Source organism: Salirhabdus sp. Marseille-P4669, from assembly GCF_900240405.1.
GTDB lineage: Bacteria > Bacillota > Bacilli > Bacillales > Alkalibacillaceae > OEQK01.
Window position 1 is genome coordinate 58,488 of record NZ_OEQK01000009.1, and the last position, 15,675, is coordinate 74,162.

The 15,675-nt window shown below is 37.2% G+C and carries 20 protein-coding genes; 13 read left to right on the forward strand and 7 right to left on the reverse strand.

The features are described from left to right. Positions 1-96: 96 nt before the first annotated feature. From C1A05_RS16030 to C1A05_RS16040, 3 genes are all read left to right on the forward strand, one after another. On the forward strand, positions 97-465 hold the full coding sequence (locus tag C1A05_RS16030; protein WP_102029254.1) for a CidA/LrgA family protein: 369 nt from the start codon (positions 97-99) through the stop codon (positions 463-465). Continuing rightward, the gene (locus C1A05_RS16035) at positions 458-1,147 is read left to right on the forward strand and encodes an LrgB family protein (RefSeq protein WP_102029255.1); all 690 of its coding nucleotides are present in this window, start codon (positions 458-460) and stop codon (positions 1,145-1,147) included. Before C1A05_RS16030 ends, C1A05_RS16035 begins: the two co-directional genes overlap by 8 nt. A gap of 68 nt (positions 1,148-1,215) precedes the next feature. Then, the gene (locus C1A05_RS16040) at positions 1,216-1,683 is read left to right on the forward strand and encodes a GyrI-like domain-containing protein (protein WP_102029256.1); all 468 of its coding nucleotides are present in this window, start codon (positions 1,216-1,218) and stop codon (positions 1,681-1,683) included. 364 nt (positions 1,684-2,047) lie between these two features. Here the strand turns inward: C1A05_RS16040 and C1A05_RS16045 are convergent, their stop codons facing one another. The 3 genes from C1A05_RS16045 to C1A05_RS16055 all read right to left on the reverse strand — a co-directional run bounded on the left by C1A05_RS16045 (position 2,048) and on the right by C1A05_RS16055 (position 5,313). After that, a complete protein-coding gene (locus C1A05_RS16045) occupies positions 2,048-3,187 on the reverse strand; it encodes a glycerate kinase family protein (RefSeq protein WP_102029257.1) in 1,140 nt (379 codons plus the stop codon). 118 nt (positions 3,188-3,305) lie between these two features. Beyond that, a complete protein-coding gene (locus tag C1A05_RS16050) occupies positions 3,306-4,370 on the reverse strand; it encodes a CdaR family transcriptional regulator (RefSeq protein ID WP_102029258.1) in 1,065 nt (354 codons plus the stop codon). Positions 4,371-4,482: 112 nt separating this feature from the next. Next, the gene (locus C1A05_RS16055) at positions 4,483-5,313 is read right to left on the reverse strand and encodes an undecaprenyl-diphosphate phosphatase (protein WP_102029259.1); all 831 of its coding nucleotides are present in this window, start codon (positions 5,311-5,313) and stop codon (positions 4,483-4,485) included. A gap of 472 nt (positions 5,314-5,785) precedes the next feature. On the opposite strand from C1A05_RS16055, the gene C1A05_RS16060 reads away from it, so the two are divergent. Both C1A05_RS16060 and C1A05_RS17890 read left to right on the forward strand, forming a co-directional pair. After that, the gene (locus C1A05_RS16060) at positions 5,786-6,715 is read left to right on the forward strand and encodes a manganese-dependent inorganic pyrophosphatase (RefSeq protein WP_102029260.1); all 930 of its coding nucleotides are present in this window, start codon (positions 5,786-5,788) and stop codon (positions 6,713-6,715) included. 323 nt (positions 6,716-7,038) lie between these two features. Beyond that, positions 7,039-7,185 carry a lmo0937 family membrane protein gene (locus C1A05_RS17890; protein ID WP_145997326.1) on the forward strand — a complete coding sequence of 49 codons (147 nt, stop codon included), beginning with the start codon at positions 7,039-7,041 and terminating at the stop codon, positions 7,183-7,185. A 4-nt stretch (positions 7,186-7,189) separates the two neighbouring features. Here C1A05_RS17890 and C1A05_RS16065 read toward each other — a convergent pair whose 3' ends face one another. After that, entirely contained in the window at positions 7,190-7,636 is a 447-nt protein-coding gene (locus C1A05_RS16065) for a YueI family protein (RefSeq protein ID WP_373419486.1), read from the reverse strand. A gap of 176 nt (positions 7,637-7,812) precedes the next feature. Between C1A05_RS16065 and C1A05_RS16070 the strand changes: the two genes are divergently transcribed. The 6 genes from C1A05_RS16070 (at position 7,813) to C1A05_RS16095 (ending at position 12,211) form a co-directional block, all read left to right on the forward strand. Continuing rightward, entirely contained in the window at positions 7,813-8,169 is a 357-nt protein-coding gene (locus C1A05_RS16070) for a lmo0954 family membrane protein (RefSeq protein WP_102029262.1), read from the forward strand. A gap of 21 nt (positions 8,170-8,190) precedes the next feature. Beyond that, complete coding sequence (locus tag C1A05_RS16075; RefSeq protein ID WP_102029263.1) at positions 8,191-8,823, forward strand: PspA/IM30 family protein; 633 nt, start codon at positions 8,191-8,193, stop codon at positions 8,821-8,823. Between the two features lie 171 nt (positions 8,824-8,994). Then, a complete protein-coding gene (gene liaF, locus C1A05_RS16080; RefSeq protein ID WP_306373280.1) occupies positions 8,995-9,735 on the forward strand; it encodes a cell wall-active antibiotics response protein LiaF in 741 nt (246 codons plus the stop codon). Further along, positions 9,732-10,769: a sensor histidine kinase gene (locus C1A05_RS16085; protein ID WP_102029265.1), complete on the forward strand. Its 1,038-nt coding sequence runs from the start codon at positions 9,732-9,734 to the stop codon at positions 10,767-10,769. The genes liaF and C1A05_RS16085 overlap by 4 nt, the downstream gene beginning before the upstream one ends. Continuing rightward, positions 10,769-11,404, forward strand: coding sequence for a response regulator transcription factor (locus tag C1A05_RS16090; protein ID WP_102029266.1), 636 nt, complete (start codon positions 10,769-10,771; stop codon positions 11,402-11,404). Before C1A05_RS16085 ends, C1A05_RS16090 begins: the two co-directional genes overlap by 1 nt. A gap of 15 nt (positions 11,405-11,419) precedes the next feature. After that, the gene (locus C1A05_RS16095; protein WP_102029267.1) at positions 11,420-12,211 is read left to right on the forward strand and encodes a (2Fe-2S)-binding protein; all 792 of its coding nucleotides are present in this window, start codon (positions 11,420-11,422) and stop codon (positions 12,209-12,211) included. Between the two features lie 25 nt (positions 12,212-12,236). Here C1A05_RS16095 and C1A05_RS16100 read toward each other — a convergent pair whose 3' ends face one another. Continuing rightward, a complete protein-coding gene (locus tag C1A05_RS16100; RefSeq protein WP_102029268.1) occupies positions 12,237-12,467 on the reverse strand; it encodes a hypothetical protein in 231 nt (76 codons plus the stop codon). A 2-nt stretch (positions 12,468-12,469) separates the two neighbouring features. Continuing rightward, on the reverse strand, positions 12,470-12,790 hold the full coding sequence (locus tag C1A05_RS16105) for a YbjQ family protein (protein WP_102029269.1): 321 nt from the start codon (positions 12,788-12,790) through the stop codon (positions 12,470-12,472). 240 nt (positions 12,791-13,030) lie between these two features. Between C1A05_RS16105 and C1A05_RS16110 the strand changes: the two genes are divergently transcribed. Both C1A05_RS16110 and ytzI read left to right on the forward strand, forming a co-directional pair. Next, on the forward strand, positions 13,031-13,561 hold the full coding sequence (locus C1A05_RS16110; RefSeq protein ID WP_102029270.1) for a YceI family protein: 531 nt from the start codon (positions 13,031-13,033) through the stop codon (positions 13,559-13,561). Positions 13,562-13,717: 156 nt separating this feature from the next. Beyond that, complete coding sequence (gene ytzI, locus C1A05_RS16115) at positions 13,718-13,870, forward strand: YtzI protein (protein ID WP_102029271.1); 153 nt, start codon at positions 13,718-13,720, stop codon at positions 13,868-13,870. A 520-nt stretch (positions 13,871-14,390) separates the two neighbouring features. On the opposite strand, the gene C1A05_RS16120 is transcribed toward ytzI, so the two are convergent. Then, positions 14,391-15,629 (reverse strand): aminopeptidase, encoded by a 1,239-nt coding sequence (locus C1A05_RS16120; RefSeq protein ID WP_373419487.1) that lies wholly within the window; start codon positions 15,627-15,629, stop codon positions 14,391-14,393. Positions 15,630-15,675 lie beyond the last annotated feature (46 nt).

Below are 15,675 nucleotides of genomic sequence, written 5' to 3' on the forward strand. Positions count from 1 at the left end.
GTTACATATACATGAAGTAATGATTCCATTGTTTCACACATACTGATACAATTTTGTTCGTTAGGTTGAGTTATATTTTAAGTTGGAGGAGAGACAATGAATGTCGTGAAAATAATTTTACATATTGGGATTTTAATCCTTTTTTATTTAGTAGGAACGTGGATACAACAAGCACTGGACTTATTTATTCCAGGAAGTATCATTGGAATGCTTCTTTTATTAGTAGCGTTATTAATGAGAAAGTTTAATCCAGCGTGGATCCATGACGGCGCCACGCTTCTGATAAACCATTTAGTTCTACTATTTATTCCTGTTACTATTGGAATACTAGAATATTTACATTTATTTAGTGGGAGAGGTTTGTTGTTAATCCCTATTGTTCTAGTAAGTACAGTACTAGTTATGATCACAGCTGGTTTCGTTAGTCAGACTCTTGTAAAAAGGAGGGAAAAAGAATATGAGTGAAGTACTGATTGGGATAGGTGGAATTCTTTTTACCTTAATTCTTTATATGCTAACCCGTGCTTTAAATAAACGATTTCCTCATCCTATTACGCTCCCAATATTTGTGTCTACTATAATCGGGATTTTGATTTTGCTATTGTTCCAGATACCGTATGAGACTTATATGATTGGTGGAAATATAATCGAATGGTTGTTAGGTCCAGCTGTGGTAGCACTGGCATATCCATTATACAAACAATGGGAGTTGTTGAAGAAGAATCCAATCCCAATAATAGTAGGTGTTTCCATAGGGGCATCTATAGGGATAACCTTTGTTATTTTAATAGCGAAGTGGATGAAATTTGACGATGACATTATTTTTTCCCTTATTCCAGAAAACTCTACTACAGCAGTGGCAACGGAAGTAACCAAGTCTATTGGAGGGATACCCTCGTTAACAGCGGTATTTGTTATGATTGCAGGGATTGGTGGAGCTGTCATTGGTCCAACGCTGCTAAGGCTATTTAAAATCGATCACTATTTAGGTAAAGGAGTAGGAATGGGTACAGCTTCCCATGCGATTGGTACTTCTAAGATTATGGAGGATGGGGAAAAGGAAGGAGCCTTTAGCACAGTTGCCATGACCATTTGTGCGGTAGTTATTTCCATCATTAGTCCTCTAATGGCGTATTTATTCCTTTAGAGAAAAGGAATCTATTTTCTTTTGTCGTATGTGTTAAAGGAATAGATAATGAAACGGAGGAGTAAAAAATGGAAATAGAAGTTGTGACGAAACCATCATTTCAAGCAATTGGATTAGCATGGGAAGGAACTTTTGAACAGGCTGGTGCAGGAGAGATAAGGGAGATCATGAAAACATTACAAAACACACTTCATGATATAAAACAGGTGGTTCATCCAGATGTGCATCTTGGAATTTCGAACCATGAAAATCCAAGCAGCAATCGTTTTAAGCATTATTCTGTTGTGGAAGTAGAAGGTAACTCAGAAGCGCCTGAAGGTATGGTCAAGATTCAAATCCCAACACTCCGTTATGTAAAAACCCATCATAAAAGAGGAGATAATATCCAAGAAACTTATACCAAAATATATAATTGGATTAAGGAAAACGGATATGAACTCGATACGACGTTTTTAACACATTATGAAGCATATCCAATGAACGAAAGTGCATACTCACATGATCCTGAGTTTACGATTATGATACCAGTTAAATAAATGGGACTCATTATTAGCTAAATGAGGGACATGTCATAGCAACGCTTCGAATTTTTTGTGTGGCGTGGCGAATATCTTAAGAAAAAATCGGAAAACAGATAAATACTCGCGAATTAAAGGGAGTCATTCGTCACCGTGATAATTTTACTTGTCTATTTTAGACATTTATTCGTCAATATCCTGAATACTCGTCTATTACCGATTTTATTCTTCAATCAAGGGAAAATACTCGTCTAATGTTGAAAATACGCGTCAGTCTGAAAAATACTCGTCAATGTCCAATGTTTACTCGCCGATACTAGCATAATACGAGCCAGAAAAGAAAAATACTCGTCCCTTTTCTGGCTTGCCTCATTCTCCATATTTAATAAAAAGCTTTTATAAGTCGCAATAGCTGACTTGCACTTGTTTTTAGATTGTAGTAGGCGTTTTCTGGTCTCATTGCTTCTTCTAACGATACAGGTCCGTTGACAATGGAGAAGTAGCTGGTTACGCCTAGTGTATTCAAAACTTCGGCTTCCTTTGTCGTCCCGCCCGCTAGTGCAATAACGGGAATGCCTTGTTCAGAGGCTTTAGCAGCAACTCCGACTGGTGCTTTCCCCATACTGGTTTGCCCGTCAAGCTTTCCTTCTCCAGTAATAACGAGATCCACATCTTTTAGTTGCTCTGCAAGTCTAATTACTTCTAAGACCAAGTCAATACCAGATTGCATGTTGCTATTTAGGAATCCTGCAAATGCTGCCCCTAAACCACCGGCTGCCCCTGCACCAGCAATGTGCTGAAAGTTAATACCGGTTTCCTTATGAACGATTGCTGCAAAATGCTTCAAGCCTTGATCAAGTTCCTCCACCATTTCACTGGAAGCTCCTTTTTGTGGACCAAACACATAGGCAGCTCCATTCGGACCATATAAAGGATTATGAACATCACATGCAATACGGAATGAGCTCTCCTTTAGGTCAGGACGTACCTTGGAGGAATCAATATGTCCAAGCTTCATAAGCTCGATGCCGCCATATCCAATTTCTTGATAGTCTTCATCCAAAAAACGATATCCTAAAGCTTGGAGCATCCCTACTCCAGCATCGTTCGTGGCACTTCCGCCAAGCCCAATGATGAAATCTCTACAACCCTTATTTACTGCATCGCTAATGAGCTCCCCTACACCATAAGTAGTAGTGATTGCTGGGTTCCTGTGGGATATTGGCACCAAAGGTAACCCACAGGCCTCCGCAACTTCAATAACAGCCGTGTTTTGATTACCTAATATACCATAATTGGCTTCAACTGATCCTCCTAATGGACCAGTTACAGTTGTAGTTATAATACTTCCGTTCGTTGCAGCCACTAACGCTTCTACTGTACCTTCTCCGCCGTCTGCTAACGGTAGAGCCACGGTTTCCATATTAGGGTCTACCTCTTTTATTCCTTTGGTAATGGCTTCGCTTGCTTTTAAGGATGAAAGACTTCCTTTAAAAGAATCGATTGCAATAAGTACTTTCATAATCCGCTTCCTCCCACTAGTCGTTATCTTTATTTTAGATGGTTTTGATGCAAAATGTAATGGTAAGGAAGACAAAGAAAGGGCCTCATTTTTGTTCGAAAACACAAAAAACTCCAAACTAATTAGATTGGAGCTTTAATGCGACATATAGCTGAATAGAATCAGAAAAATGACGAGGATCTAATCCCGTTTTCTCTTTGATCTTATCCAGTCTGTATTGAAGCGTGTTTTTATGGATAAATAAGCTGTTAGCAGTATCCTTTAAGGATAGATTTTGCTTGAAATACGATGTTAATAGTGCTTTTTCCCCATCATTAAGATTCCCTAACGCCTTGTTTATAAAGTCATTTTTAGACCTTTTATCAACAGTCTGAAGAAGTATTTCAAACTGCAAGGAATGATATTCAGCTACTCGAATTTGCTGTGAAATACCGTATTGAAGTGTGGTTTTTGCATTTTGATACGATAGAGCAAGGCTGTCTATTGTCGTAATATTACCAAAAGCAATATACAGGTCCTCATCCATTTGGGAAGCACGAATTTCATTTATAATGGCTTTATATGCTGATTGATTTGCGATAAAAGCACATTGATTCGGAAACATATAGGTAAATAGCGCAATATTATGGGACTGTATGTAGTTTTGGATTTGTTGGGGATCTGGACTGTTTCGTTGTAAGATACCAACAAATACGTTTTCTTCTAACGGATAAGCAAGCTGCTCGGAACTAATACGTTTTGATTCCGTTATGTCCACCTCTTCAAACAGCATCATACGAACGAAAGAGGATCTCAATTCATCCCTTTTCGTCGTTTTCCGTAATAACAGCTGCTCCTTAATGAATACTTCACATATTTTCATTAATAGGAAGCCAAGAGAGCGGCACTCATCTGGATTGCCCGTAATGCCAATCACACCAACTAAAACGTTCTCAACAGTGATTGGATAATTAATGCCTGTTTTCGTTCCAGGGAAAGCCTGCGTATCGTTTATTTCTACAATATCCGTTATTTCTATTACCAAACGTGCGGCCGTATGATAATTCCCAATCCGGGATTTGTCTGTGCTTGCAATAATGGTGAACGTTAGGTCAATAAAGTTAATCTCTTTTCCAATTACGTTTTTAGCAGCGTCTACTATGGTTTGTGCTAAAGAGGGACTGATAAAATCCTTTTCCGTCATAATGGATTCTTCCTTTATATTTATTCCACTTCTATATATTTCACTATAGAGACTTTAGCTTTAGGAATCAATTAAAGTAGCGATACTGTTTGTACGAGTATCGCTTTGCTTTTTAAAAGTAAATAATATAAATGACAAATACTAAAACAATTCGATAAACAGCAAAAGGAATTAATTTCACTCGGTTGATTAATTTCAAGAAAAATTTAATCGAAACCAATGCAAATAAAAAGGCACTAATAAAACCAACGATAAAAAATGGCAACGCATCTAGAGAGAAATATTCCCAGTTTTTCAGCAAGGATAATCCGCTGGCTCCAGCCATAATGGGAACAGCCATAATAAACGTAAAATCAGCTGCTGCCCGGTGGCTCATCCCTAGTAAAACCCCGCCTGAGATGGTTGCGCCAGACCTAGAAAATCCTGGCCATAGGGAGAAGCATTGAATTAAGCCGACAGAAAAGGCTTGCTTGTATGAAATTTGATCAACACTCTCAACCTTAATTTGTTTTGGAGCAAAAAGATCTGCACCAATCATAAAGATAGCCCCAATTAACAATCCAATTAGGACCGTTTCTGTAGAAAACAAATGCTCATCAATGTAATCCTCAAATAAAACACCGAGAATCCCTGCTGGAATTAAACCAACAATTACTTGAGATAATCTTAAACGAGTTGCTCTACTCGTATCGTTTCTTTTTTTGCGATCAAGACCCAGCATTTCAATAAATCGATCCTTAAACACAAATAAAACAGCCGTTATGGAACCAAGCTGAATGACAACCTTAAAAGTATTGGCTACATACTTTGTTAAAAATTCCTCCGATTTCAGCCACATATCATCCACAATGATCATATGCCCTGTTGAGGATACGGGGGCAAATTCGGTTAACCCCTCTACCATTCCTAGTATTAATGCCTTTAGTAACTCGATAATATCCATTAAACGTTGTGCTCCTTATATTCAATTTTGTATTTCACGTGTTTATTTACGAGCAGCCTGTTAGATTGTCCCAATTTTTACCTTGGATAGGAAAGAGATTTCACATAGATTCATATGGGAAGATTGTTTACTTTAGAACGTTCGGTTCGTAAATTTGTTTTTCGGCAACAATTGGGTCCGATTGTTGCGGAGTTGTATTCCTTAGATAACTTCATGTTTAGGCTTCTCAATAGGAATATTATTACAATAATGCCGGTTATCCAAGCTTTTTTTTTAAAATATCAATCTCACCAAATTTCCCCTAAATGCTTTCATCTACTATAATAAACGTAGATGAGATAAGAATTACTACATATGCAATAAATGTATTGTTGATTCTTGTCTAACTTTATTTTATTGTAGTTATGAAGTTTGGAGAATTCTATAAAGTATACTACATAATTAATTTTTGAATAGGAAAAGGAGTATGATCATGGGAAAAGTACTTGTATTTGGCCATAAAAATCCTGACACAGATACGATTTGTTCTGCAATAGCTTATGCAGAGTTAAAATCAAAGCTTGGTGTTGAAGCAGAACCAGTTCGTCTTGGAGAAATTAATGGGGAAACAGAATACGCACTAAAACAGTTTCATGTAGAGGTTCCTCGTTTCGTTGAGACTGTAGCGAACGAAGTGGAGGAAGTAATTTTAGTAGACCATAATGAGCGTCAACAAAGTGCTAATGACATTGATAAGGTCCGTGTATTGGAAGTTATCGATCATCATAGAATTGCGAACTTTGAAACTAGTGATCCTTTGTATTACCGTGCAGAGCCAGTTGGTTGTACAGCAACAATCTTGAAGAAGCTATACAAGGAAAATGGAGTAGACATTCGTAAAGAGGTTGCAGGCTTAATGCTATCTGCAATTATTTCCGATTCTCTATTGTTTAAATCACCAACTTGCACTGACGAAGATGTACAAGCTGCAAAAGAACTAGCTGAGATTGCTGGAGTAGATGCAGAAAGCTATGGTCTTGAAATGCTGAAGGCTGGTGCAGACGTAAGCGATAAAACAGTAGAACAACTTATTACGTTAGATGCAAAAGAATTTGATATGGCAGGTAAAAAAGTCGAAGTTGCTCAAGTGAATGTGGTCGACCCACAAGACGTATTAAACCGTCAAGATGAATTAGAAAGCGCCATTACAACAAACGTTGAGGAAAAAGGATTAGATTTATTCCTGTTTGTTGTAACAGACATTTTAAATAATGATTCTGTTGCACTTGCTTTAGGAAAAGAAGCAACAATCGTGGAAAAGGCATTTAACGTACAACTAGAAAATAAAACAGCTTTACTAAAAGGTGTTGTTTCCCGTAAGAAACAAATCGTGCCTGTTGTTACAGAAGCATTTGAACAATAAGAACATGTATAAAGAGATATAGAAAGACCGGAATAGATGCAAAAATGAGTGTTAAGTTGACGCTACGGTAATATAATACGCTTTCTGTAGGGTTCTCTTTGACCTTTCAACAGCAGAGACAAAATACGTACACCTAAGGGGCTAGCACAAGCGTGATGCCCTGCAGCGGTGGTTTTTCGTGCGGAGGCTTCAGATTCGTTCTCCAGGAAAGCGAGGTATTTTGCCGCAGCGTTTTTTCGCACTCATTAACAATAAAATGGACGAGAGCAGCAATGCTTTACAATGTAATAAATATCCAACAACCCGAAAGAAGGTGTTTAACCATGTTTTGGACGATTATTGGAATTCTCATTACACTTTGGTTAATTGGCTTCGTGTTAAATATTATTGGTGGACTAATCCATATATTACTGATTATTGCCATTTTTGTTTTCGTCTTTCGATTAGGCCAACGGTTCGGTAAAAGGTGAAGTATTACTTTGGACCAGTAAATAACTTTTTAAAGAAGGCACCTAGTCCATTCTTTTCTTCTTCCTTTTTTTCTACCATATCCTCCTCAGCTAAAAATATATCCTCTCGATCGATTGCTTTCGTGTCGTAAGTAAGTATGGCTGCGAAGTCTGTTTTTGTATTTTTATTTGCTACCACCGTATAGGGAATATGGTTTTTGCTAGCTATTTTTCGGTAAGGTGAAAAAGCAGATACTCTAATGTTTCCGTTCAATAGTAATTTTGCATCATTATGTTCCTTCATTAATGCATCCATCTCTTTTAATCCTCGCTTCTTCATTACTTGTCCTTTCGTTAGGACGAGTACAATTCGTTCTCTAATGGTTCCTAAATACTTTCTCCTTTCCTCTGGTTTCGTTTGCTTCGTACCGTATATCCCTTCGTTAACATAATCATCCACTTTTTTTTTCAAAAGAAACACACCTTCCTTCCATCTACTCTTTATACCTATTATACCTACACGCTAATCGTTCATTACCAGTTTAGCTCCGTATAAGGCTTAAGTCTTATCAGAAAATATAGCTCCAGTTCATTATGTCAAACTCTTTTTCTCGATAAGATTAAATCAAGAAGAAAGGAGGCATTAAAATGAAACATTTTACTCTATTTGTGCTAGGGCTGTTGGCGTTATTTGTCCTAATTGGTAGCATTGGTCCGATGATATTACTTGGTGTAGGAATTTGGTTGCTATATATCGTATTTAAACAATTCATCAAAGCAGATTCCATAGGTAAAAAAATTGCCTGGGTCGTATTAGGCTTAATCATTCTTAGTGTGACCATAACAAATGTATTTGCCTTGATTGGGCTAGTTGCAGCATATGGGCTTTACTTGATTTATAAAGAATTTAAAAAAGAGAAGGTCGATCGTTTCGATGACGAATCTTCTAGTAACGATCCATTTATGAATTTTGAAAAGGAATGGGCAGAGCTAAGTAAATATTAATAATGAAGGAGAGATTTAGAAATGGCAAATGTGTTCAAACGAATTAAAGATACCGTTTCACAAGATATACACGAACTATTAGATGAGAAAGAGCAAAAAAATCCAATGGCAAAATTAAATCATTACATTCGTGAAAGTGAAAAAGAAACAGAAAAGGTTCGTAAGCTCATTGAACGTCAATATCGTTTAAAAGAGGAGTTTACTAGGGAGCATTATCTAGCGAACGAAATGGCGGAGAAGCGTAAACGTCAAGCTGAAATAGCCAAAAAGGCAAACGAGGAGTCCATGTGGGAATTTGCTAATACAGAATTCGAGGAGTACCAGGCTCGAGCGGAGCGTATGAAAGGAATGCGCTTAGAGGCGGTTAGACAATTAGATTTGCTAGAACAAAAATACGAGGAAATGAAACATCGCCTAAAGGATATGAAACTAAAAAGAATGGAAGTAATGGGGAGAGAAAATGTGGTCCGGGCACAAGCAAAAATCAATCAAGTAATGAGTGAATCGATTGATAAACCGTATTCTCGTTTTAATGAAATGGACGAATACATCCAGAGTCTAGAATATAAAGTAAACAGCGCGTATTATCGAAATACATTTGATAGTAAAATAGATGCTTTAGAAAGAAAAATGCAGGAACAACAAGAAGTGTAAAGTAGAAGTATGAGAAATATGGTATGATTTAAGGGAAATGACGGCTTGTTCTAGCTAGGATAAGCGTCGTTTTCTTTCTTGTTTATAACATCATTTCGAAGTACTTGAGTATATACATAAAGTGTAGCCCTAGTACCTAATTTAAGGTGCTTGTGCTATTTGCTTAAGGTGGTGACTCCATTGTTTCAACGTTTATCAACAGATACATTTAATACAATACTAATCATTGGAATACTCCTTGTCATTTTAGAAGTAGTCTTTTTCAATGGTTGGTTAATTTTTTCCGTTCTCATTAATGCTGTTATTGCATTTCTAGGCTGGAAAAATTTTAAACGTGTGTGGGGTAAGGTTTTCTTTTTTATTGGAGTCATTAGCCTGTTTTTTACTATTTTAAATATGATTGCGGTGCGATTTATAATCGTAGCTGGTCTTATTTTATTTTTTATGGATTATCAACGGATGAAAAAAGACCCGTTATCCTATACACCCTATTTTGTACAACCGAAAGAACCTCTAGACGAAGAACCTTTAGTAAAAGTAGAGCCACTTCTTCAAAATCGTTTATTTGGTGATCAATATACGAGTAGAAGCTCATACCGTTGGACGGATGTCAATATTCATAGTGGATTCGGTGATCGTGTTTTGGATTTAAGTAACACAGTTCTTCCGGAGCAAGCGGATATTTCCATTCGCCATTTCATAGGGAACGTTGTTATTTATGTACCTTATGAAGTTGAGGTAAGCATCCATCATAGTTCGATCTTTGGTAGAGCAACCATTTTAGGAGAGCATCAAGAAAAACTATTAAATGACACGATTTCTTTCCATACCGAGTATTACGACACCTTGCATCCAAGGGTCAAAATCGTAACCTCCATTATTTCTGGTGATTTGGAGGTGAAGCGGATATGAGAACGATACTTAAACAAGTAGTAGTTGGAATAATGATTGCTTTTATCACCTCCATTCTGCTACTCTCCTTAACATTTCTTGCTTTTCCTTTAGAGAATTGGAAAGAACTATGGAATACAAGTATTTATGAAGTACCGTATATCATTCTTATTTTGATACTATCTATCGTAATTGGAATGGTAAGTGGTTTAGCAATCGGGTTAAGTTCACAGCAAAAATATAAGATTCTGTCGCACCAGCTCGACGAAGTAATCAAAGGTCAAAAAGTAACGAAAGAAATGGATACTTCCTCAGAAATGAAAAAATTAGAGGATCAAGTCATCCAAATTGAAGATAAATTTAAGCAGCAAGCAGAATTATTTCAAAAGTTAGCAACAGAACGAGCGAATGAACGGGAAATTAGTCTACAAGAAGTTGTCATTCAAGAGAGAAATAGATTGGCTCGAGAGCTGCATGATTCTGTTAGTCAGCAGTTGTTTGCTGCTTCCATGATGATGTCTGCGATAAATGAAGGGGAAGTAACCTCTAATCCTAATATGAAAAAACAGCTGCAAATGGTGGAAAAAATGATACACCAATCTCAAATGGAAATGCGGGCATTATTACTGCATCTTCGTCCTGTGGCATTAAAGGGTAAGTCACTGCAGCAAGGAATAAAGGAGCTCTTAATCGAATTAACCCAAAAGGTGCCAATGGATGTGGATTGGAATATGGAGACTTTTGAGTTGGATAAAGGAATAGAAGATCAATTATTTCGTATTTTACAGGAAGGTGTATCGAATACGTTACGACATGCGAATGCGAATTCCTTGCACGTCCTTTTAATCTTGCGAGATGAAAACATCATCATGCGAATAATAGATGATGGGGTTGGCTTCAATGTGGAAGAAGCGAAAACCAGCTCTTATGGATTGCAGAACATGCAGGAGCGGGCACTTGAAGTTGGTGGAACGTTGAAGATAGTAAGTTTAGAGAATCAGGGAACGCGACTGGAAGTAAAAGTACCCTATATGAAAAAGGAGGATCAAGGATAATGATCAACGTATTATTTGTCGATGATCACGAGATGGTACGGATTGGAGTATCGGCATACTTGGCATCACAAGCGGATATCGAAGTTGTTGCAGAGGCTTCCGATGGAGAAGAGGGTGTTCGGCTTGCTCTGGAATTAAGACCAGACATTATCCTAATGGACCTCGTGATGAAGGAGATGGATGGTATTGAGGCGACGAGAAGAATTATTCAAGAATGGCCGGAAGCCAAAATTATTATTGTAACCAGCTTCTTAGATGACGAAAAAGTATATCCAGCACTGGAAGCGGGTGCAACAAGTTATATGCTAAAAACATCCAAGGCTAATGAAATAGCCAATGCCATTCGTTCAACCTTTGAGGGTCAATCCATATTAGAGCCAGAGGTTACAGGGAAAATCATGACGAAAATGAGACAAAAAACGAATTCTCCCCTTCACGAGCAATTAACAGAACGTGAAAAAGAAGTATTACTTTTAATGACAGAAGGGAAAAGTAACCAGGAAATTGCAGATGAACTGTTTATTGCATTGAAAACGGTGAAGGTTCATGTGAGCAATATTTTAGGAAAGCTTGAAGTGCAAGATCGCACCCAAGCGGTTATTTATGCATTTAAACATAACTTAGTTACGAAATAAAAAGGGGAAAAAAGAATGGAAGAGCAGCATGTAAAAACACTTCAACAATCGTTTTTTGTAACAAAAGAAGATAAAAAAGACTGTCTGTTTTCGATGTCCTTTTCCAAATTGTTAGAAGGAAACAATATGGAAGAGCTGCTTCGTATCTATTCGCCAATTGTAAAATCGATGAGCATAAAAGCAACAGCAGCTGCATTTGTTAGATGGTTTGCAGGAATCGCGTTCGCAAATCAATATACATTGTCTATAACAAACAAAGCACTTCATTTATCGTTAGCAAATGTCGTGGTTCAATTATATCCAGACAAACAAACGTATCGATTTTCTTTTAAGGTGCTAGACTGGAATGAAGGTCAATGCCCACTCGACAATCGAGAGGACTGGGTTCGTCAGCAACTGACCATGTTTTTTCAGGATACAGCTACACCAATGATGGAGAAGCTAAGTGAAGTTTCTGGCTGTAGTACAGGTCAACTGTGGGGACAATTGCCTCGCAAATTTGATTTATATTTGGAAGGATTAACCTCACAAGTCGAGGAGAATGTAAAAAAGCAATTAGAGGGTGATTATCGTACTTTAAAGGAATTAGACCCAATTGCGTCATTTAACAGAAAACGAAATCCATTTCTAGTGAAACAAAAACAAGTTGAAAGCTTAGACAATCCCAATGAAACAGTGCCGTTAGAATGTACGTGTTGTTTGAACTATTTACTGAAAGATGGCGATTATTGTTTTACTTGTCCAAGATTAAAGGAAGCCGAAAGGGAAGAATTGCGCCAACGATACAGACAGAATATAAAAAAATAGCCCACATACATGCAGGCTACCCGTTTTAATATTCGACATAAATCCGCTGGCCAGTTGATTTATTGTAATACACATATATAACTTGCTTCGTGCTTGTATCGATAAAGGATTCCTTTGTTTTCATAAAACCGACAGGAACCTCGTTGGGCTTATAATACTTTATCTTCCCTTTCTTATCTGTGCGGTTTGTGATCAGAAGAATTACGACAAAGAGTACGACTTGAAAAATCAAATAGCCAATAATAAACGTGCCCATTCTTATTTTTTCTCCAATTTTACCGCTGTTCCATAAGCTAAAATTTCACTCATATTGTTGCTGATACTTCCGGAATCAAAGCGAAACATGATGATGCCATCCGCACCCATATGCTGTGCGTTTTCTGTTAAACGATTTAATGCTTCCTTTCTTGCTTCTTCCAGCATTTCAACATACTGCTTTATTTCCCCACCAAATAAACCTTTAAAAGTAGCACCTATGTCTTTCCCTAGTCCTCTTGCTCGGACCGTTAAACCAAAAACTGGACCTAAAATTTCCGTTACTTCATGTCCAGGAACCCGTTCACCAGTCATAATTATCATCGTTATATCCCCTTTTCTTAAATCGTTGTTTTTAATCTTTGTTTATATTAAAAGTTTATCCTAACATATGGTTGTTTTATATGCCTTATTACATTTACGTTATAGGATTAGGAAGGTTTCAAAAGCATTATTTTTAGAAAATTATTTTTATTTTAATAATTGCGTTGACAAAGTTATAAACCGTAAGTATTATGATGATATATAATTTACTTACAAAAAATAAGTAAGGGGAGTGTTAGCATGACAAAGGCAAAATGGAAGTTAGACGATAATCATAAAAGTCTAGAGTTTGTTGTAAAGCACATGATGATTTCAAAGGTGAAAGGAACCTTTAAAGATTTTTCTGCAGATATAGATGGGGATCCAACTGATCTAACTACAGCCGATATTACGTTTGAAGTCGACTTAGCCAGTGTAGACACTGGTAACGACGATCGTGATAATCACTTGAGAAGTGCTGATTTTTTTGATGTTGAGCATTATCCAAAGATGACATTCAAGTCTACTGCTATAGTAAAGTCAGGTGCAAATGAGTACGATGTGACTGGTGATTTAACGATTAAGGGTACTACAAAACAAGAAACATTTAAAACGACATATGAAGGTACAATGAAAGACCCTTATGGTAATGAAGTTGTAGCCTTTAGTGTAGAGGGCAAAGTGAATCGAAAAGACTATGGTTTAACTTGGAATGTAGCCCTCGAAGCAGGTGGAGTCTTAGTAGGTGAAGATATTAAATTTACGATTGATACCGAAGCTGTTAGAGCATAATATAGGATAGATCGTTATGGATTATGACGCTCAAATTGAGCGTTTCTTTTTTTTCCTTACCATAACAATTCTCTCTTTGCGTCTTTTATCTTGAACTTGGGGCTATTTATCGCTATTCTTGACTTATAATTAGGGACGGGAAAGGGGTTTATTCTCATGTTTTGGATAATACTTATTATTAGTATCGTAATCTGTGTGGTTGTTATCGCAATGTCCGTAATTACAACTAATAAAGCTTATGCATATCGTCATAAAATAGATCCAATTCCGGAAGAGCATACAAATAACAGTGCTCAGCAGAAGGACTAGACAGGACAAATACGACATGCGAACTGGCGAGTATTTTTAATGTTTGACGAATATTGTAACGGAACAGAATAGTTAATTTTAAGCAGGCCGAAAACGGAATAGTATTTTCTGTTTTCGGCTTGTATTGATTTACAACTGGCTCGTAAATCATAAATATGGACGAGTATTTTTCAGACGGACTCGTATTTTGAATAATAGAAGAGTATTTCCTTCTATTAGACGAATAAAAATGGACAATGGACGTGTATACAAGATATCGACGAATAAATTTTTGATACAGACACGTAAAATTATCTTGCAGACGAATATAGCTTTTTAAAGGACTCGTATTTATCGAATTTCAAGATTTCCCTTAAAATTTTAATGCAAAAAGGTTAGGAGTTCTGCGCCACTTCCTTACCAAAGGGAAAAAATACTGTCTTATTCCAATAACCCTGAAGAAATGATTCATCTTCAATCAGTACCTAAAAATAACAATCCAAACCCTTTCAAAAGGTTTGGATTGTTGTTTAACTATTCATTAAAACTCCATAGCCCATGTTCCATTACGGAAAACAGGTTCTACTTTGCCATCCTGTGTCACACCATCAATATCTAATTCAGCAGATCCCATCATAAAGTCTACATGAGCTAAGCTGTTATTTACACCGTGTTGATCTAACTCATCATCATTCATTTTAGACCCGCCTTTAATGCTTGTAGGGTATGCTTTCCCTAAAGCAAGGTGGCAGGAAGCATTTTCGTCGTAAAGCGTATTATAAAAAATTAATCCAGATTGAGAAATTGGAGACTCATGCGGTACTAATGCAACCTCTCCAAGACGAGATGAGCCTTCATCCGTTTCTAAAAGGTGTTTTAAGCTTTCATAGCCTTCTTCAGCTTGGAAATCTACTACTTGTCCGTCTTTAAACGTTAATGAGAAGTTATCAATAACATTCCCACCATAATTTAACGGTTTTGTATTACGGACTGTGCCGTTCACACCATATTTATTAGGCATCGTAAATACTTCTTCAGTTGGGATGTTTGCATTAAATGGAACGCCACCCTCTGTTGGGGTAGAGCCACCTTTCCATATGTGTCCTTCTGGTAATTCTAGCTCTAAATCCGTTCCCGGTGCTTTGTAAATAAGCTTTTTGAAATTCTTCTTATTCATAAAGTCTCGTACTTTTGCAAGCGTTTGGTTATGATCATTCCATACAGCGATTGGATCCTCTTGATCCGCGCGAGTAATGGTGAAGATTTGCTCCCATAGTTTTTCGATTGCTTCTTCTCCTGATGTTGCGTCAGGGAATACCTTTCTAGCCCAGGCTTCTCCTGGAACAGAGGCAACACACCATGTAATACGGTCATTCATTGTATAATTTCGGAAGTTTTTAAAAGCTTCTCCTGATGCCTTGTTAGCAGCAGAAATACGACCAGGATCAATACCTTTTAACATATCTGGATTACTTTGTTTAATGGATAAAACGGCAGCTCCATCTTCTGCAAAATAATTTTGGCGATCGATTTGCCATTGTGGAACGGTTGTTAATGTTTCCAAAGGAGCGTGTTCATATTTTAGACGGGTAAGTACCTCATCTGCCCAATTAATATGTATATCTTTTGCGCCTAAACCATAAGCCTTCTTCGCAACAACTCTTACAAATTCCAAAGCCTCGGTAGGAGCGTTAATCATAAGTGTTTGATTTTGTTGTAGGTTAACGCCGAGTCGAAGTACTAGCTCCGCGTAGTTTTCCAATTTAGTTTGAAAATCCAATTTCATTCCCTCCTTCGTAATATAAGCTCTATTATTTCATAAATCG